Origin of the sequence: Sulfuricella sp. (genome assembly GCF_035531155.1) — a bacterium.
Taxonomy (GTDB): domain Bacteria; phylum Pseudomonadota; class Gammaproteobacteria; order Burkholderiales; family Sulfuricellaceae; genus Sulfuricella.
In genome coordinates this window covers 19,049-36,168 of sequence record NZ_DATKTK010000007.1, presented here as the reverse complement: position 1 = coordinate 36,168, position 17,120 = coordinate 19,049, and the positions used below count along the sequence as shown (strand labels likewise).

Sequence of the window (17,120 nt, the reverse complement as noted above, 5' to 3'; positions counted from 1 at the left end):
CAAAAATAATGTCGGCTGGCGTTTCTGTTTTGGCGGCTACCGCTTTTTATCTTTCGAAAAGCGGGCATGCCAAGAAATGGCTGGCCGAAACCGGCAGTTCGTCCTTCCCGAAAGCAGGCGTTCAACTTGATGACGGAACGACAGCGGAATCGGTGGCGGATTTGGATTCGGAATAGATATCGGTTTGCGGCGGAATACGCATTTGAGATAATTTAACCGCCGCGCCGAATAATACAAATGTCTGCGGCGCCTGGAGGCGCCTACTTTCGGTAATCGGCAGTTAAAAAGGTTGTTGCAAGATCAGTTGGCTGTTGCAGAATCACCATGCTTTCGCGGTAATGCTTGCCGGCCTCGTCGGCGCGCCCGATTTTCTCCAGCAAGTGCGCCAGCGCCAGGTGCGTCCCGGCATTGGGTTCGATGCTCAGGCTGGCCTCCAGATAGCTCTGCGCCTTACCCCACAGCTCCTGCTTTGCGCATAGCCGGCCCAGCGTCTGCAGCAGCGCGGCATCCTGAGGATGCTGCTTGAGCCAGTTCTCGGCGCGTTCGACCTGCTTCAGCACGTCCTTGCCCAGGCATTCCCCATACAACCTGACCACGTCGCTGTCCCAATGGCTTTCCAGGCTTGCAGTAATGATCTCCATCGCGGTCTGGCACTCGCGGAAGGCCAGAAAAGCTTGCGCTGCGGCCAGCGCGATCTTGCTGTTGGTTTTGTCGGCAGCGGGTATTTTCTGCCAGTATTCGCGCAGGCTCGCCAAATCCTGCTGCTTGCGTTTCAAATTTGCCTGGTGCGCGCTGATTTTCTGCTGTGCGGCCTGAACCGGGTCAATCGCGTCACGTCTTTCCAACTGGGCGACCAACACCAATACCTGATCCCAGTTTTTCGCCTGCGTCTGCGCCTTCAATTCCAGCCGCAATGCCGCGAGATTTTTGCGCGTGGTGGCCTGCAATTCCTTCAGGCACTGCAGCGCCTGCTGGAAATCGCGCTGATCGAGCAACAGCTCGGCCTGGGTCATCAGTCGTGGCTCCGGCCGCTCCCGCCCTATCCCCTCGGCTTGCGCCAGATAACTGTCGCGGCGGTCGTAAGCCTTCAGTTCATGGGCGGCGCGCGCTGCCAGCAAGGCGTTGGCCAGAGGAGCTTCCTGCGATTCCAGCGCGATGGCGGCAAACTTCTCGGCCTTGGCGTAGCGCCCTTCGTAGAAGGCCAGCAACCCGTCGTCCATCGCCTCGCGCGCCTTGTCGCGCCGCCGCTCCTGGCGGAAGGTGCGCACATAGGCAGGCAGGTTCAAGGTATGCACCGCCAGACGCACCGCTCCATAGCCTGCGGCAAAAACCGCCAGCAGCAGAGTCACGAATAAATTGAGAGACAGCTCGATCCGGTACGGGGAATAAACCAGCAGCACGTAGCCGGCGTTGTGCTTGGCGGCCAGCATCAGCGCCACCGCCGCAGCCAGGATAGCCAGAATCCAGAACAGCGTCTTCACTTGACCCCTGACCTTTCGCGCACCAGTTTATAGTTTCGCACCGCATTCAGGCTGGCGGAAATATCCGGCATCTCGATGCTTAGCGGACCGGCGGCAAGCTGCTTGAGAACGCCGAGCGCGGTCTGGGTAGGCTTGGCCTTGACGTCGAAATAACGGCGCAGCCAGGCATCGGCGGCCTTCAGGTCGGCTTTGTAGGTGACCTCGTCGTGCCGCAGCAGGGCGATGCGCGCCGACAAGAACCGCAGCCGCAGGTTTTCCCGCAGGAAATAGGCTTGCGGCGGAGAAAGCAGCGGCGCATCCGGGTTTTCCATGTTCTGGATGCGAACCAGCTGCTTCATGTCCAGCCAGACTTCCCGGCCCAGCCTGGCCAACGGCGGCTCATCGCCGCGCACTTTCTTCTCCCCCCGCTCGGCAGGCAGCTCACTGCCGATCACCAGCGGCAAGTCGTCCACCATGTTGGCCAGGCTGTCGAGGCGCAGGCTGTGACCGACCACATCGATCGCCGGCAGTACCTGGAGGCGCTCGATATCCGCGACGATCGCCTTGCGCAGGCTGATGAACTGCGGCTTGTCGAGCCGCTGCAAGCGGCTGTCGGCGGTTTGCAACGCGATCAGCGCGGCCTTGGGGTTGCCGGCGAGCTGCAGTTGCTGGCTGGCGATCAGCAGAATCTGCTCGATCTCGGCCAACACCCACTCGTCGCGGTTACGCGACAGCTCCTGGTAAAGGGATTCCAGCGCCACCTGCTGGTTCTGCGACTCGGCCAGCTTCTGCTCCAGCATGCCGAGCTTGACCATCGCCTGGCGGGATTCCTCCTGCGCCCGCGCCGCAACGATCTGGCTTTCCTTGTTGCGGCTGTCGAATTCGGCCAGGCGACGGCCCAGGTTCTGCTCGAGGGCATTGCCGTGCTGCCGGCTGTCCAGCCACTGCCAGCCGATCAGAACCAGCGCCACGACTGCCACCGCCAATCCGAGATTGAAACGGGATGCCTTCACCAGTACTGGCCTTGTTTCTGCCAGCACCGGCATTTCCTCTTGCCTGTCCTGTGTATTCTCGCTCATGCCCACTCTCTACTTTTTCCGCCACTCGATCAAACCGCTCAGCAAGCCTTCATCACCCGCAGGGGTGACATAAACCTGCTCGACCCCCAACTCGCGCGCCACCTCGGCAATATTTTCATGGAACACAAACACCGGCGTCTTTTTCAGCCATTGTTGCCCAAGTTTGCCCACCAGATCAAACAGATTGCGCATGCTCTCGCCGCTGGTCACGGTGATGGCGTCTATTTCACCGCGCACCCACTGCTTGAGCAGCAGGCCGACATCCCCGCCGACGGGCTTGCCGCGCCGGTAACACTCGACCATGGCCAGTTCGGCGCCACGCTGGATCAACTCGGCGCCTAGCAGTTCGCGCCCGCCTTCCCCGCGAAAAATCACCACCCGCTTGCCCGCCATATCCTGCAACTCGGGCAATGCCAGCAACGCTTCACTATCGAAACGGCCTTGCGGCACAATGACATCCTCACAACCGAAACGCTCCAGCGCTTTCGCGCTACCCTTGCCCACCGCCGCACAGCGCAAGCCCAGTGGCCAGGTTCGCTTTGCCCGAATCTGGTTCATCGCCTTGTTGACTGCGTTCGGGCTGATGAAAATCGCCAGGTCGAACTGTTCCAGCCGGTCGATCGCCCCGGACAGGGGGATCATGTCCTGCGCGTCGAAAATTTCCAGCGTGGGAAACCGGATCGCCCTGCCGCCGGCGCGCTCGATCAGCTCGGCCAGATGTCCCGCCTGATGCGCCGGCCGGGTCACCACCACGCCGACCCCCTTGAGTGGCATCATCCCTGCTGTTCGAGTTCCGCCAGTATCTTGTCCGCGCCCATGCCGATCAGGCGCTGGGCCAGTTCCTTGCCGATCTGCTCGGCCTCCTCAGGTTTGCCCGACACTTCCGAGCGCACCACGCGCACGCCATCGACGCTGGACACGAAGCCGCGCAACCGGAGCACGCCATCGGAAATTTCGGCAAATCCGCCCAGCGGCACCTGGCAGCTTCCCGCCAGGGCCCGGCTCATCGCCCGCTCCGCCGTGACGCAGGCAGCGGTGTCGGGGTGATTGAGCGGCGCCAGCAGGGCTACCAGATCGTCACGCCCGGCCCGGCACTCGATGCCGATCGCGCCCTGCCCCACTGCGGGCAGGCTCTGCTCGGTGGGCAGCAGCGAGGTGATGCGCTCGCCCAGACCGAGGCGCTTCAGCCCCGCTGCGGCGAGGATGATCGCTGCGTACTGGCCTTCATCCAGCTTGCGCAAGCGGGTTTGCACGTTGCCGCGCAGCGACTCGATTTTCAATGCCGGAAAACGCGCCTGGATCTGGCACTGGCGACGCAGACTGGAAGTGCCGACCACGCTGCCTGGCGGCAGCTCTTCCAGTTTTTTGAACTGGTTGGAAACGAAAGCATCGCGCGGATCTTCGCGCTCGCCGATGGCAGCGAGAATAAATCCCTCCGGCATTACCATCGGCACGTCCTTCAACGAGTGCACCGCGATGTCGGCCCGCCCTTCCTGCATCGCCTGCTCCAGTTCCTTGACGAACAAGCCCTTGCCGCCGATCTTCGACAGGGTCTTGTCGAGAATCTGGTCGCCGGTGGTGGTCATGCCGAGGATTTTTATCTCGATTTGCGGATATAATGCCTGCAGCTGTTGCCTGATATGGTGGGCTTGCCACATCGCCAGCGCGCTTTCGCGCGTTGCAATGGTGACCTGCGTAATACCGGCGTCTGTTTTGTCCGAGTGAGTTTTCAACGAATATCCCAAGGCAAAGATTACATAATGAACGTTAAGTTGGCCAACGGCCTGTTGGCGATTATTTTAGCATGGTTCATCGCCGCCGGCGCGCACGCACAGGACAAGGTCGAAATCCCGCTGGTGCGCGATTTCACGCTCGAGGCGACGAATGCCAGAACAAAAAACGTGCCGATACTGGTGATGTTCAGCAGTCACAATTGCGCCTTCTGCACCCAGCTACTGCAAGAGTTCCTGCTGCCGATGCGGCGCAACGCGGAATACGACGCCAAGGTGATCATGCGCCAGGTCGACGTCGGCAGCTCCGCCCCGCTCCGCACCTTTTCCGGCAAAGTCACCACCCACGCCCGCTTTGCCAGGGAAAACCGGATCAAGCTGACCCCCACCATCAAGCTGTTCGATGCGGAGGGCCGCGAACTGACCGAACCGCTGATCGGCCTCTCCACGCCGGATTACTATGGCGGCTTTCTCGACCAGCGCATCGATGCAGCCCTCGCCAAGATGCGCGCCGGGAAATAGTCAGCTCCGCCCGAATTCCTTGACGATGTACTGCTGCCGCCGGCTGATCGGCAACCTCTCGGCGACCCCGTTCAGCAGCACCGCCCAGCCGGATTGGGCTTCGCCTGAATCATCCTGCGTCTGGCGCTCAAAACCCTCGACATAAGCCCGTGCCACCAGGCAGTTGCGGTGGATGCGCACGAAGCGCTGACCGAACTCCTGCTCCAGGTGGCTCAAGGATTCCTCCACCAGGTACTCGCGTTCCGCCGTTCTGACCGTGACATACTTGAGCTCGGCGCGCAGGTAGGCGATCTTTTCTACCGGCACCAGAACCACCCGGCCACGCTCGTATACGCTCAAATGCACCCTGCCCTGCGGCGCCAGGTCACGCAACGCCTCCACGGCGCCGGCCACCGGCGCCTTCACCTTGAGCAGCGCGGCCAGCAGGCGTTCGGCACGAACCGGCTTGAGCAGGTAATCGATCGCGTTGACCTCGAAAGCCTGGATCGCGTGACTATCGTAAGCGGTGACGAAAATGACGGCGGGCGGCCGGGGCAGGCGCTGCATGTGCTGCGCCGCCTCGATGCCATCCATGCCCGGCATGCGGATGTCGAGCAGCACCACGTCCGCCGAATTCCGCTCCAGTAAGTCCAGCGCCTCATTCCCGTTCGCCGCCTCCCCCACCAGTTCCAGCGGCTGGCTGGCGGCGCAATCCTGCAGCAGATCCCTGAGCCGGCTGCGGGCCGGCGCTTCGTCATCCACGATCAGCACGCGCAGGGCTTCAGGCATTTTTTTCGCTCACGTAAGGTACGACGATGTGGACCTGGTAGCTGCTGTCGTTCACTTTCGTCATCAGCGTGGCTTCCGCGTCGAAATGCAGCGCCAGGCGCTCGCGGATGTTCGCCAGCGCCATCTTGTTGCCGGCATGGTGGCCACCCTCCCGGCGATAGGGATTGACCAGCACCAGATGCACCTGGTTGCGGGCGCGGTAAATGTTGATCACGATTTCACCCGGTTCGATGCAGGGCTCGATGCCGTGATAAACCGCATTCTCCAGCAAGGGCTGCAGCAGCAGCGGCGGAACCAGCGCATCGCCCGGCATTTTTTCCACGTGCCAGGCCACTTTCAGCCGCTCCCCCAGGCGCAGATGCTCCAGCTCCAGGTACTGGCGGCACAACGCCACCTCCTTTTCCAGCGGCGCCAACTGCCGGTTGTCGGCCATCAGCACGCGGAACAGGTCGGCCATGTCTTCCAGCGCCCGCTCGGCCTGTTTCGGGTCGGAACGGATCAGGCTGAGCACCGCGTTGATGCTGTTGAACAGGAAATGCGGGCGAATTCGCGCCTGCAACGCCTGCAGTCTGGCCTCGCTGATCGCCGGCGAGAAGGCCCGGCTGCGCAGGTGAAAGTAGCCCAGCAGCACACCGCTGACCAGCACGGCAAATAGCCAGCGGCGTTCGAGCGCGCCAAGATCGGCATCGAACAGGCGCCGGCTGAAGACATGCACCAGCGTAGTCAGCGCCAGCTCCAGCAACAGCACCGCGGCTACGCCGAAACGATAAGGCAGGCGCGCCAGGGCGCCGCGCCCCAGGCACAGGGCAAGCAGGGACAGCAGCAGCACCGGTTGCACCAGCGCGGAGAGATTCATCAGCGCCCGCCACACTCCGTCGTAGGTGGGCGCTTTCAGCATCGCCGCCACCACGCTCATGCCGTCCACGATAAACAGGATGCGCAGCATGATGCCGAGATTGCAGAAGTTCGGCAGCGCCACCCCGGCCACGCCGGAGGGAGGTGTCGCAGCCCCTGTGGGAGCAGCTGGATTTTGCTTTATACTTGTCATATTCGAATTTTGGTCAAGGCGGCAACGATATGCAACAAAAACCCTCGGCGACGGGCAAGGCCTGGTCGGGCAGATTCAGCGAGCCGGTGGCGGAACTGGTCAAGCGCTATACCGCCTCGGTGGAATTCGACCAGCGCCTGGCGGAATTCGACATCCAGGGCTCGCTCGCCCACGCCGCCATGCTCGAAGCCTGCGGTATCATCGCCGCGGACGACCTGGCGGCAATCCGCACGGGCCTGGCGCAGATCCTGGATGAAATCCGTGCCGGCCAATTCGAATGGCTGCTCGACCTGGAAGACGTCCACCTGAACATCGAAAAACGCCTCACCGCCCTGGTCGGCGAAGCCGGCAAGCGGCTGCACACCGCCCGCTCCCGCAACGACCAGGTCGCCACCGACGTGCGCCTGTGGCTGCGTGCCTCCATCGATGAACTGCTGGCCTTGATCAAGGGCCTGCAGATGGCCCTGCTCGATCTGGCGGAACAGCACGCCGACACCGTGATGCCCGGCTTTACCCATTTGCAGGTCGCCCAGCCGGTGACTTTCGGCCATCATCTCATGGCCTACTTCGAAATGCTCAAGCGCGATGCGGAGAGAATGCGCGACTGTCGCCGGCGCGTCAACCGTCTGCCGCTCGGCGCAGCCGCGCTGGCCGGCACCAGCTTCCCGATCGACCGGGAAAGCGTGGCGCGGGAACTGGGCTTCGACGGGGTGTGCGAGAACTCGCTCGACGCCGTTTCCGACCGCGACTTCGCCATCGAATTTACGGCTGCCGCCGCGCTGATCATGACCCACCTGTCGCGTCTGTCGGAAGAGCTGATCCTGTGGATGAGCCCGCGCGTCGGCTTCATCGATATCGCCGACCGCTTCTGCACCGGCTCCTCGATCATGCCGCAGAAGAAAAACCCGGACGTGCCCGAACTGGTGCGCGGCAAGACCGCCCGCGTCACCGGCCACCTGATGGCGCTGCTGACCCTGATGAAATCCCAGCCGCTGGCCTACAACAAGGACAACCAGGAAGACAAGGAACCGCTGTTCGACACCGTCGACACCCTCACCGCCACCCTGCGCATCTACGCCGACATGATGGGCGGCATCACGGTGAACAAGGAAGCCATGCGCCAAGCTGCATTCCAGGGCTACGCCACCGCCACCGACCTGGCCGACTACCTGGTCAAAAAAGGGCTGCCGTTCCGCGATGCCCACGAAGCCGTCGCCCTCGCCGTGCGCCACGCGGAAGGCAAGCGCTGTGACTTGAGCGAACTTTCCCTGAATGAACTGCTCGAATTCTCACCCTTGATCGCCAATGACGTATTCGCCGTGCTCACCCTGGAAGGCTCGCTGAACAGCCGCAACCACATCGGCGGCACCGCGCCGGTGCAGGTCAGGGCCGCAATCCAGCGTGGCCGGAAATTTATCGAGACTCTCTAAAAATGCAAACTCCCATGGCACAGAAAAAAATCATCCCCATCATCCCCCTCAACGAAGGGCCAGAAATCGCCGATGAAACCAGCGCCTGCTCCAGCGCCGAACCCTACGCGCTGATGGTGCTGGGCGACAGCATGCTACCCGAATTCGAGGAAGGTGAAATCATCATCATCGAACCGGAAGGCCTGGCGCACAACGGCTCCTATGTCGTCGCCTGGCACAAGGATGAATACATCTTCCGTCAGCTGGTTCAACACGACGACCGCTGGTATCTAAAGCCGCTCAACGACCTGTACCCCACCGACAAAGTGCCGGGGCTGGAGGTGGTGAAGGGGGTAATAACGCAGAAGAAAAAACCGGGCAAGCGGAGCTCGATGAAGTCTTATTAGTTTAGTTGGGGTTTGTAGGTTTGTGCGCTTCGCGCTAATGTTTGAATTGCCGGGGCAGCCCGGCGGCTGGTTACCTTTCTTGCTTCGCTGTACACTTCGCCAAGAAAGGTAACCCAAAGAAGGCGACACCCATCCACCGCCCCTGCGGGGTTCCCTGCGTTGCTCGCCAAGCCGGGCTGCTGCGGAACTCGCGCTTTGCGCTCAAACAGTCCTCGCAGAAATCCCCCGGCTTGGCTGCGCTACTCGGCGGCGGACCAAGGGGACCGAAAAGCAAAACAAAACCAACCCAACCCCGCCCTCCCCAGCGGGGCTACCGTATGCACACATCTTTCTCCTCCATTCTTCGAGCCAGAACCCAGCCCTGGCAGATGGATGAGAACGACTGCAGGCCATGGAGCATCGTGATGGGGCCGGGTTTTCGCTCGGAAGCATATCCATTCCATCCACCCAAACGCGCGATGATCCATGCCGCCCAAGCGAGCGTGACGAGGGGATGCGGGTTTTTCTGTTTCTCTGTCTTGCCCTCCAACGTGGGCTGAATATGACGCAAGACCTCGATCTCCTCTGCTACAAACGCATCGGTGGCCGGTCGCCGCGTCTTGCCTTCCCGAGCCAGCGTCAATTGCATCGTGCGTACAGCGGCGGAAACTGCCAGCACCGCGAGCTTCTCCAGTCGATCCCCATCCTCGATCAGGCTCGACTCCAGATTCAGTCCCTGCCGTTTCAGCGTACGGAACATCTGTTCGATATGCCATCGCTGGCAATACCACTCGATGCATTGCCGGGCTTCTGCCAGTGTCGTGACCGCATGGGTCGTCAACAGCCGCCAGTGAATGGGAGGCTCATTTCCCACTACCGTGCTGGCGTCCTCGACCACCTCGATGATGTTCAGCGTCAGGCTTGCCGGGGCTTTCTTGTCCGAGCCACTCTGGAGTTTCTTCAGGACGACTTGTCCAAAGCGCGCCAGAAGCAGCGCTTCATGAGCGCTGCGTTTACCCGCAATGGCGGGCAGCGTGAGCCGATAGCTGCCCGCTACCTTCTGCGCCGCGATCCAGGCGAACAGTCGCTGATCTGACTCTGTGACCAGCGCCCGATCCTGGCCAGCACGGACCAACAGGTCGGTGCGCGTGTCGGGCAGACGAGCCCACAACTCATAGATGTCGGCTTCTCGGTCAGCCACGATGGTCATTCTTGCCGCTTGCGGCAAGCGCTTTCCGGCAGCCTTGGCCGCTTCGATCCAGCGGAAACTTTCCTTGTCCTCAATCGGCAAGCCCCGATGGTTGGGCGCCTTGCCTTCCCGGCGTTGCCATAGGTGCAGGTGCGCCAACCCCAGACAGGCCCCATCGTCGGCATCCACCGCCAGGACAGGATGGAGAAAGAGGCCCAGATCCGTGCCGTTGCCGACCGTGCCCAACCCCTTTACGCGCCCCGCATGCCCCTGGTAGTTGATTTCGCTGGTGTCTTCGATAACCAGGATATGCCGCCCTGCACTGCGCGCACCAATGCCGTCACAAGCTCCATTGACCAGATCGTTCATGGTCACGCGCGGATTGGACAGAAAACGGCCAAAGCGGACTTCTCCCGCCCGTCCGCCACCGAGCCGTCGCAGGCAGACGCTTTGCTTGCCCACCATCCGGGCGTGCAAATGGGCTCCTGTTTTTTTAAGCGCGCATCGCCAAATTCACCAATGGCGTATCTCTCAATTTCTACTTCTAGTCTGTCCATGACATACCCCCACAGAATTATCCTAAGCAGGGCTTCGCATAATTCATGCCAGAGATGTGTGCATACGGTAGCCCGCCGGGGAGGGCATCTAAAAACACGGGCTCCGCCCACAAGACCCAAACTCCCCCTCTGCACCGCCTCGGTTTTCCGAAAAGATCGGGGGCCGTCGGCGAGGACTGTCTGAGCGCAAAGCGCGAGTTCCGCAGCCGCCCGATCTTTTCGGAAAATCGAGGGGAGCCCGAAGGGCCGGTGCGGCGGGGTGCCTTTTTGTTTGGTTACTTGTATTTTGGGCAAGCAAAATAAAGTGACCTGCTGCCGGGCAGCCCCCGGCATCTATCATCTGCGCGAAGCGCACTCAAAACCCGTCACCGCTTACATCTTTTATAGACCGGTGCTGTATGGCACTGTGCTTCATCTTAGAAAGCCGCTAAAGCTCGCTGGAAAGAAAGAAATCAAATCCCCGTATCTGGTTCTACGTCATTAAAGGGTAGCGCCATCGTTTCGTTGTATTTAGGGTGAACCCTGTCAAGAAGCCTCTCAAATTGTTCATAAGTGTCGCTTATTTTCATCAAAGTTATTGACGATACCAAATGTTCTCGTAATTTCGGATGCCCAATATCAGCAGTTAATTTCCTATGGAGTTGATGCTTGTGCCGCCCCTTGTCATCACGTGGCGTTTCTCTTTTTAGCTGTTCAAGAACCTTTGGAGCCAATCTGGCATACACAATATTATTTGTTAAATGTCCAAAGTACATCGGCTTCTTAATACTATCTCGGGGGAAAATAAGGCCTCTTAACCGAAATAAATTCTCATAGTATTCACTAGGAAATGTGTGCACCCAAGGCTGCAATTCTTTTGCGACGAATGCTTCTAGTATTTTTGCTAAGGCATCTTTAGCTCTTTCTTTTTGGTAACCAGTTGCTTCGTCAACTAAGGCAATAATGCCGACCTCTGCAAGCCCTCTCAGTAGCATTTCAGCACGATCCGCTACTAATTTTTGACGCGAGCCTAAAACATTCTCTTTTCTGGCATCCAACCAGATAGAGCAAATTTTTGGAATAATGGATGCTTGAATACCGTGCGCTATTCCTCCAGTCAATGTTTTATATTTTAACGGCCTGACGTGCACATCACCTAAATGTTTGACTACATAAGGCAAAAGATTCTTAAAAGCGAGATAAAGCGGCATTTGCGCACCACCGTCCGCGCTAGATTCACGCCTGACCGAAAGCGCCCCGCTTCGATACATCCCAAGACCAGTCATAAAATCTGTTTCTGTCAAAACTCGCGTTCCATCAGAAAGTACAGCACACGGGAAAGTTAGATCGCCAAGCTTTAACTCTCCAGCAAATTCCGCGACCGGCAATTCTTCATTACTCCATCGTACTTTTGCTGCATTTGAAGCAATTTCCTTTCTTGCCTCTGGCGTCAATGACTTAGCTCTAGCGATACCACCCATTTTTTTACCACTGGCTTTGTTCATAACACCTCCCATGCTTGAATTAATGCTTGCATAATAAGCTTCATTTCAAGACTATGCAAGCATAGTATAAATAATGCTTGCATCTGGAAAATTGGGGCGTAGACCGATTACGCCGTCCACGTTGGCCGCCTCACGAACTACGCGACCAGCGCCAAACTGCTTTCCAAACCCATCGCAAAAGGCTTCCGCCAGCCTTCTGCCCACCCCAGCGGGCAGAAAAAGAAAAAACGGAGATAACGTTTTGCCGCGAAATCAATTTCCCTTGTATTTTCGTATCCATATGGATACACTAAAAACATGTATACCGTCATCCGTTCCAGCGATTTCGATACTTGGCTCGCTGGCCTGAAAGACAGCGTAAGCAAGGCTCGCATCGTGTCGCGAATCGTTTCCGCCGAAATGGGGAACCTGGGCGATTGCGAACCGGTGGGCGACGGGGTGCATGAAATGCGCGTGCATGTCGGCCCCGGCTACCGACTGTATTTCACACAACGCGGGCGACTGGTGATTTTCCTGCTGCTGGGCGGCGACAAATCAACCCAGCGACGCGACATCAAGCGCGCCAAGGCTATTGCCCAACTTATTGAGGAACAACCATGACTACCTTTGCCAAATTCGATGCGGCAGACTATCTGGACAACGAAACGGTGATCGCGGAATACCTCACCGCCGCGCTGGAAGACCCAAACCCGGAAGTACTACTGGCGGCGCTATCCAGCGTGGCCAAGGCGCGCGGCATGTCACAACTGGCGAAAGACACCGGATTGGGACGCGAAAGCCTCTACAAGGCGCTGGCGCCGGGAGCAAAACCGCGCTACGACACGATCATGAAGCTGCTTCATGCGCTCGGGGTCAAGCTGCATGTCGAACCGACGCATGTCTGAATAGAAACCTCGGCATCAGAGTTGCACGCATTTTTGCATGGCCTCCCGCAAAATGGTTGCCCACCAATCCGGCACGGATGTGACTTAAACGATGGCATTCACTGAAATTGAAATGCAGAGATACAAGAATCTGGTCGCCGCCTTCATTGAGAAACGACGGCCACCCCTCCATATTCGACCGAAATTGGATCTGGGCTTCAGAGTAGAAGGGCAGAGTGTCGAGATTTTTGAGATTCGGCCCGTTTGGCGAAACCCGGAAGAAAAAATGGAGCATCCCGTTGCAAAAGCAACCTATGTAAAAACCCAAGATGTTTGGAAGGTTTATTGGATGCGGGCCGACCTGAAGTGGCATGCTTATACTCCATTGCCTGAAGTTGCGAAACTTGAAGAATTTCTGCAACTGGTCGATCAAGATGCCCATGCGTGCTTTTGGGGTTAAGGTAACTCTTACCCAAGCACAAAAAAATCAAAATTCGGTTATAATTCAATCCAACCGAGGAGCGCTGCAACGGATTTCTTCCGTCAGGCTCGGCTTTCGAAAACCGCGCTTACCTGTATTTAACCCGTGCCGGGCACGGGATGCCCAGGTGAGCGACGTCCCACTGCATCCCCCCGGCCACAACGTTATATGGAGTTCGCTGTGGCTGAAACCAAAAACTTTACCGACTGCAAAGTCGCCGACATGTCCCTGGCCGTATGGGGCCGCAAGGAAATTCTGATGGCCGAGGTGGAAATGCCCGGCCTGATGGCGATCCGTGCGGAAAACGCCAAGGCGCAGCCGCTGAAAGGCGCGCGCATCGCCGGCTCGCTGCACATGACCATCCAGACCGCCGTGCTGATCGAAACGCTGACCGCATTGGGCGCGGAAGTGCGCTGGGCATCGTGCAACATCTACTCGACGCAGGATCAGGCCGCCGCCGCCATCGCCGCCGACGGCATCCCGGTGTTCGCCTACAAGGGCGAATCGCTGGAAGAATACTGGGATTACACCCACCGGATTTTCGAATGGCCGGGCGAACCTGCCAACATGATCCTGGACGACGGCGGCGACGCCACCCTGCTGCTGCACCTGGGCACCCGCGCCGAAGCCGATCTTTCCGTGATCGCCAAGCCGACCTGCGAAGAAGAGCGCGTACTGTTCGCCGCCATCAAGAACAAGCTGGCGACCTCGCCCGGCTGGTACTCCTCACGCATCAAGCACATCAAGGGCGTGACCGAGGAAACCACCACCGGCGTGCACCGCCTCTACCAGATGGCCGAGGAAGGCCGCCTGAAGTTCCCGGCGATCAACGTCAACGACTCGGTCACCAAGTCCAAGTTCGACAACCTGTACGGCTGCCGCGAATCCCTGCTCGACGGCATCAAGCGCGCCACCGACGTGATGATCGCCGGCAAGATCTGCGTGGTGCTCGGCTACGGCGACGTGGGCAAGGGCTGCGCCCAGGCCTTCCGCGGCATGGGCGCCACCGTGATGGTGACTGAGATCGACCCGATCTGCGCGCTGCAGGCGGCGATGGAAGGCTACCGCGTGGTGACCATGGACGACGTGGCCAGCCTCGGCGACATTTTCGTCACCTGCACCGGCAACCTCAGCGTGATCAACCACGACCACATGGCGAAGATGAAGAACGAAGCCATCGTCTGCAACATCGGCCACTTCGATTCGGAAATCGACATCGCCTCGCTGGAAAAATACCAGTGGGACGAGATCAAGCCGCAGGTCGACCACGTAATCTTCCCCGACGGCAAGAAGCTGATCGTGCTGGCCAAGGGCCGCCTGGTGAACCTGGGCTGCGCCACCGGCCATCCGTCCTTCGTGATGTCGGCCTCGTTCAGCAACCAGACCATCGCCCAGATCGAGCTGTTCAACCATCCGGAGAACTACGAGAACAAGGTTTACGTTCTGCCCAAGCATCTGGATGAAAAAGTGGCCCGTCTGCACCTGATGAAGATCGGTGTGAATCTGACCGAACTGACCGATGTGCAGGCCGCCTATATCGGCGTGCCGAAGAACGGCCCGTACAAGGCCAACCATTATCGCTACTAAACCCCTTTACCGCAGAGGCGCAAAGGCGCAAAGATTACACAAAGAATTTTGGCATTCCTTTGCGTCTTTGCGCCTTCGCGGTTAGCTTTATGACAAAACCTATACTTAGCTTCGAATTTTTTCCTCCAAAAACCCAGGAGGGGATGGACAAGCTGCACGCGACGCGCAAGCAGCTCGCCCAACTCAACCCGGAGTTCTTTTCGGTCACTTTCGGTGCCGGCGGTTCGACCCGCGACCGCACCCTGGAAACCGTGATCGAGATCCAGCGCGAAGGCCATGAGGCCGCGCCGCACCTGTCCTGCATCGGCTCGACCAGGGAAAGCATCCGGGCGATCCTCGACGAATACAAAAGCCACGGCATCCGCCATATCGTCGCACTGCGCGGCGATATGCCTTCCGGCATGGCCTGTGCGGGAGAGTTCCGCTACGCCAACGAGCTGGTGGAGTTCATCCGCGCCGAGACCGGCGACTGGTTCCGCATCGAAGTGGCCGCTTACCCGGAATTCCATCCGCAAGCCATCTCCGCCCAGGCCGACCTGGCCAATTTCAAGCGCAAGGTGGATGCCGGTGCCGATGCCGCGATCACCCAGTATTTCTACAACGCCGACGCCTATTTCAACTTCGTCGACGAGTGTACGGCCATGGGCATCACTATCCCGATCGTCCCCGGCATCATGCCGATCGGCAACTTTTCCCAGCTGGCGCGCTTTTCCGATGCCTGCGGTGCGGAGATCCCGCGCTGGATGCGGCTCAAGCTGCAGGGCTACGGCGACGACAGCGCCGCCATCCGCGCCTGCGGCCTGGACGTGGTCACCGACTTGTGCGAACGGCTGCTGAAGGGCGGCGCACCGGGGCTGCATTTCTATACGCTCAACCATGCCGGCCTGATTTCGACCATCTGGCAACGCCTCGGGCTCTAACTTTTCCTATGGCCCGGCAGAAATTCGCAATCAGGCTGGCACGCCGGCGCCCAGCAGCGGCTTCAACGCCGTGAGTATGCTGGAGAAAACCTTGGAATTATCCTTCTCCAGCTCGGCCAGCAGAGTCTTCATGTGCATGCGCTCGGTGGGCATGCCGAAACAGGCCGGGCAGTTCTCCGGAATCACCGGCAGTTCCGCGTTCTTCGCGAAAGCCGCAGTCTGGCGCTCGCGCGCGTAGGTGAAGGGGCGGATCACCCGGATGTCGCCCTGGTCGTTGAGGTAATGCGCCTGCATGGTGCGCAGCTTGCCGCCGAAAAAGGTCGACATCAGGAAAGTCTCGGCGGCATCATCCAGGTGCTGCGCCAGCGCCAGCACGTTGTAGCCGTTTTCCCGCGCCGCGCGGTAGAGGATGCCACGCCGCATGCGCGAGCAGAAGGCACAAAAGGAATCGCCGACCATGGCTTTCTCCGCCTGCTCAACGATAGCCTGGCTTTCGTAAAAATAGGGGATACCCAGTTCCGCCATATAGCCTTTCAGCGGCGAGGGATCGAAATCAGGCGATTGCGGATCCACCGTCGCCGCCGCCAGTTCGAAGCGCACCGGCGCCTTCTTTTGCAAAGCGATCAGCACATGCAGCAGGGAAAGGCTGTCCTTGCCGCCGGACACCCCGAGCAGTATCCGGTCGCCCTCGCGGATCATGGAGAAGTCGCCGATCGCGCGGCCGGCGGCACTCATCAGGGATTTTGGCGGTTTGACAGGTTCGATCATAATTTATTGATTTTTAGCCACGGATTAACACGGATTTCCCCCCGAATCAATAGCGCGAAGATTTTATCCGTGTACATCCGTGGTAATCCGTGGATGAATAAAGTTTTTTTCAAAACAAAAATCACAAACTCGCGCTCCGTCCGCCATCCACCGGCAAGATCGTGCCGGTAATGTAGGGGGCATCCTTGACCAGAAACAGCACCGCGCGCGCAATGTCGTCGGGCGAACCCTCGCGCTTCAGCAGGGTATGGTCGACGATGCGACGGCGTTCCTGGTCGTCGAAGGAGGTATCCCCCTCCGGCCACATGATCGGACCCGGCGCCACCGCATTGACCCGCACCTCCGGGCCGAGCTCATGGGCGAGCGACTTGGTCAGCGCCACCAGGCCGGCCTTGGCGATGCTGTATACGAGGTAGCTTTTCATCGGCCGCTCGGCGTGGATGTCGGCGATGTTGACGATGCAACCGTGGCTGTGGCGCAATGGCTCGGCCGCAGCCTGCGACAGGAACAGCGGCGCCTTGAGGTTGGTGCCGAGCAGGTCGTGCCAGTCCTTTTCGCCGATCTCGCCCACTGCGGTGGGATAAAAGCTGGAGGCATTGTTGATCAGCGCGTCGAGCTGGCCGAAGTGCTTCACTGTGGCGGCAACCAGATCCGGCAGCCGCTCCACGTCATGCAAATCAGCCTGCACCAGTGCCGCGGAATTCGGACGGTTACGGTTCAATTCATCGCGCAGCGCCTCCGCTTCCGCCGCCGAGGAACGGTAGTGGATCATCAGGTTCGCCCCTTCCCCATGCAGCCGGCGGCAGATCGCCGCGCCGACCCGCTTCGCGCCACCGGTAATCAATACGACTTTGCCTTGCATGCCGATC

19 protein-coding genes and 1 riboswitch are annotated in these 17,120 nt (G+C 59.4%); of the genes, 9 read left to right on the top strand and 10 right to left on the bottom strand.

The annotated features are described in order from the left end of the window. Positions 1–8: 8 nt before the first annotated feature. Positions 9–176 (top strand): hypothetical protein, encoded by a 168-nt coding sequence (locus VMV64_RS02760; protein WP_325328424.1) that lies wholly within the window; start codon positions 9–11, stop codon positions 174–176. Positions 177–260: 84 nt separating this feature from the next. Here VMV64_RS02760 and VMV64_RS02755 read toward each other — a convergent pair whose 3' ends face one another. The 4 genes from VMV64_RS02755 to hemC are packed head-to-tail and all read right to left on the bottom strand — an operon-like array spanning position 261 to position 4,197. Then, entirely contained in the window at positions 261–1,481 is a 1,221-nt protein-coding gene (locus VMV64_RS02755) for a heme biosynthesis protein HemY (RefSeq protein WP_325328423.1), read from the bottom strand. Then, positions 1,478–2,539, bottom strand: coding sequence for a uroporphyrinogen-III C-methyltransferase (locus VMV64_RS02750; protein ID WP_325328422.1), 1,062 nt, complete (start codon positions 2,537–2,539; stop codon positions 1,478–1,480). The genes VMV64_RS02755 and VMV64_RS02750 overlap by 4 nt, the downstream gene beginning before the upstream one ends. A gap of 9 nt (positions 2,540–2,548) precedes the next feature. Further along, positions 2,549–3,316, bottom strand: a complete 768-nt coding sequence (locus tag VMV64_RS02745) for a uroporphyrinogen-III synthase (protein WP_325328421.1) — start codon at positions 3,314–3,316, stop codon at positions 2,549–2,551. Then, the gene (gene hemC / locus VMV64_RS02740) at positions 3,313–4,197 is read right to left on the bottom strand and encodes a hydroxymethylbilane synthase (RefSeq protein ID WP_414718820.1); all 885 of its coding nucleotides are present in this window, start codon (positions 4,195–4,197) and stop codon (positions 3,313–3,315) included. The genes VMV64_RS02745 and hemC overlap by 4 nt, the downstream gene beginning before the upstream one ends. Positions 4,198–4,299: 102 nt before the next feature. Here hemC and VMV64_RS02735 point away from each other — a divergent pair, with 102 nt between their 5' ends. Next, positions 4,300–4,791 (top strand): thioredoxin family protein, encoded by a 492-nt coding sequence (locus tag VMV64_RS02735; protein ID WP_325328419.1) that lies wholly within the window; start codon positions 4,300–4,302, stop codon positions 4,789–4,791. Here VMV64_RS02735 and VMV64_RS02730 read toward each other — a convergent pair whose 3' ends face one another. Both VMV64_RS02730 and VMV64_RS02725 read right to left on the bottom strand, forming a co-directional pair. Beyond that, positions 4,792–5,559: a LytTR family DNA-binding domain-containing protein gene (locus VMV64_RS02730; RefSeq protein WP_325328418.1), complete on the bottom strand. Its 768-nt coding sequence runs from the start codon at positions 5,557–5,559 to the stop codon at positions 4,792–4,794. Continuing rightward, the gene (locus tag VMV64_RS02725; protein ID WP_325328417.1) at positions 5,552–6,607 is read right to left on the bottom strand and encodes a sensor histidine kinase; all 1,056 of its coding nucleotides are present in this window, start codon (positions 6,605–6,607) and stop codon (positions 5,552–5,554) included. Before VMV64_RS02725 ends, VMV64_RS02730 begins: the two co-directional genes overlap by 8 nt. 29 nt (positions 6,608–6,636) lie before the next feature. Between VMV64_RS02725 and argH the strand changes: the two genes are divergently transcribed. After that, the gene (gene argH / locus VMV64_RS02720) at positions 6,637–8,037 is read left to right on the top strand and encodes an argininosuccinate lyase (protein WP_325328416.1); all 1,401 of its coding nucleotides are present in this window, start codon (positions 6,637–6,639) and stop codon (positions 8,035–8,037) included. 14 nt (positions 8,038–8,051) lie between these two features. Continuing rightward, on the top strand, positions 8,052–8,423 hold the full coding sequence (locus tag VMV64_RS02715; RefSeq protein ID WP_325328415.1) for a LexA family protein: 372 nt from the start codon (positions 8,052–8,054) through the stop codon (positions 8,421–8,423). A gap of 310 nt (positions 8,424–8,733) precedes the next feature. On the opposite strand, the gene VMV64_RS02710 is transcribed toward VMV64_RS02715, so the two are convergent. Together VMV64_RS02710 and VMV64_RS02705 are read right to left on the bottom strand one after the other, a co-directional pair. Beyond that, the gene (locus VMV64_RS02710; RefSeq protein WP_325328414.1) at positions 8,734–10,068 is read right to left on the bottom strand and encodes an IS4 family transposase; all 1,335 of its coding nucleotides are present in this window, start codon (positions 10,066–10,068) and stop codon (positions 8,734–8,736) included. A gap of 532 nt (positions 10,069–10,600) precedes the next feature. Beyond that, on the bottom strand, positions 10,601–11,632 hold the full coding sequence (locus VMV64_RS02705) for a P63C domain-containing protein (RefSeq protein WP_325328413.1): 1,032 nt from the start codon (positions 11,630–11,632) through the stop codon (positions 10,601–10,603). Positions 11,633–11,929: 297 nt separating this feature from the next. On the opposite strand from VMV64_RS02705, the gene VMV64_RS02700 reads away from it, so the two are divergent. The 5 genes from VMV64_RS02700 to metF all read left to right on the top strand — a co-directional run bounded on the left by VMV64_RS02700 (position 11,930) and on the right by metF (position 15,483). Beyond that, positions 11,930–12,232: a type II toxin-antitoxin system RelE/ParE family toxin gene (locus VMV64_RS02700; RefSeq protein WP_325328412.1), complete on the top strand. Its 303-nt coding sequence runs from the start codon at positions 11,930–11,932 to the stop codon at positions 12,230–12,232. Continuing rightward, positions 12,229–12,516, top strand: coding sequence for an addiction module antidote protein (locus tag VMV64_RS02695; RefSeq protein WP_325328411.1), 288 nt, complete (start codon positions 12,229–12,231; stop codon positions 12,514–12,516). Before VMV64_RS02700 ends, VMV64_RS02695 begins: the two co-directional genes overlap by 4 nt. 91 nt (positions 12,517–12,607) lie before the next feature. Continuing rightward, on the top strand, positions 12,608–12,955 hold the full coding sequence (locus VMV64_RS02690; RefSeq protein WP_325328410.1) for a DUF3024 domain-containing protein: 348 nt from the start codon (positions 12,608–12,610) through the stop codon (positions 12,953–12,955). A 50-nt stretch (positions 12,956–13,005) separates the two neighbouring features. Beyond that, positions 13,006–13,073: riboswitch (S-adenosyl-L-homocysteine riboswitch) on the top strand. A gap of 71 nt (positions 13,074–13,144) precedes the next feature. Continuing rightward, positions 13,145–14,563: an adenosylhomocysteinase gene (gene ahcY, locus VMV64_RS02685; RefSeq protein ID WP_325328409.1), complete on the top strand. Its 1,419-nt coding sequence runs from the start codon at positions 13,145–13,147 to the stop codon at positions 14,561–14,563. An 89-nt stretch (positions 14,564–14,652) separates the two neighbouring features. Continuing rightward, positions 14,653–15,483, top strand: coding sequence for a methylenetetrahydrofolate reductase [NAD(P)H] (gene metF, locus VMV64_RS02680; RefSeq protein ID WP_325328408.1), 831 nt, complete (start codon positions 14,653–14,655; stop codon positions 15,481–15,483). A 30-nt stretch (positions 15,484–15,513) separates the two neighbouring features. Here metF and VMV64_RS02675 read toward each other — a convergent pair whose 3' ends face one another. Both VMV64_RS02675 and VMV64_RS02670 read right to left on the bottom strand, forming a co-directional pair. Beyond that, complete coding sequence (locus VMV64_RS02675; protein ID WP_325328407.1) at positions 15,514–16,251, bottom strand: ATP-binding protein; 738 nt, start codon at positions 16,249–16,251, stop codon at positions 15,514–15,516. 121 nt (positions 16,252–16,372) lie between these two features. Continuing rightward, on the bottom strand, positions 16,373–17,113 hold the full coding sequence (locus VMV64_RS02670) for a pteridine reductase (RefSeq protein WP_325328406.1): 741 nt from the start codon (positions 17,111–17,113) through the stop codon (positions 16,373–16,375). Positions 17,114–17,120: the final 7 nt, after the last annotated feature.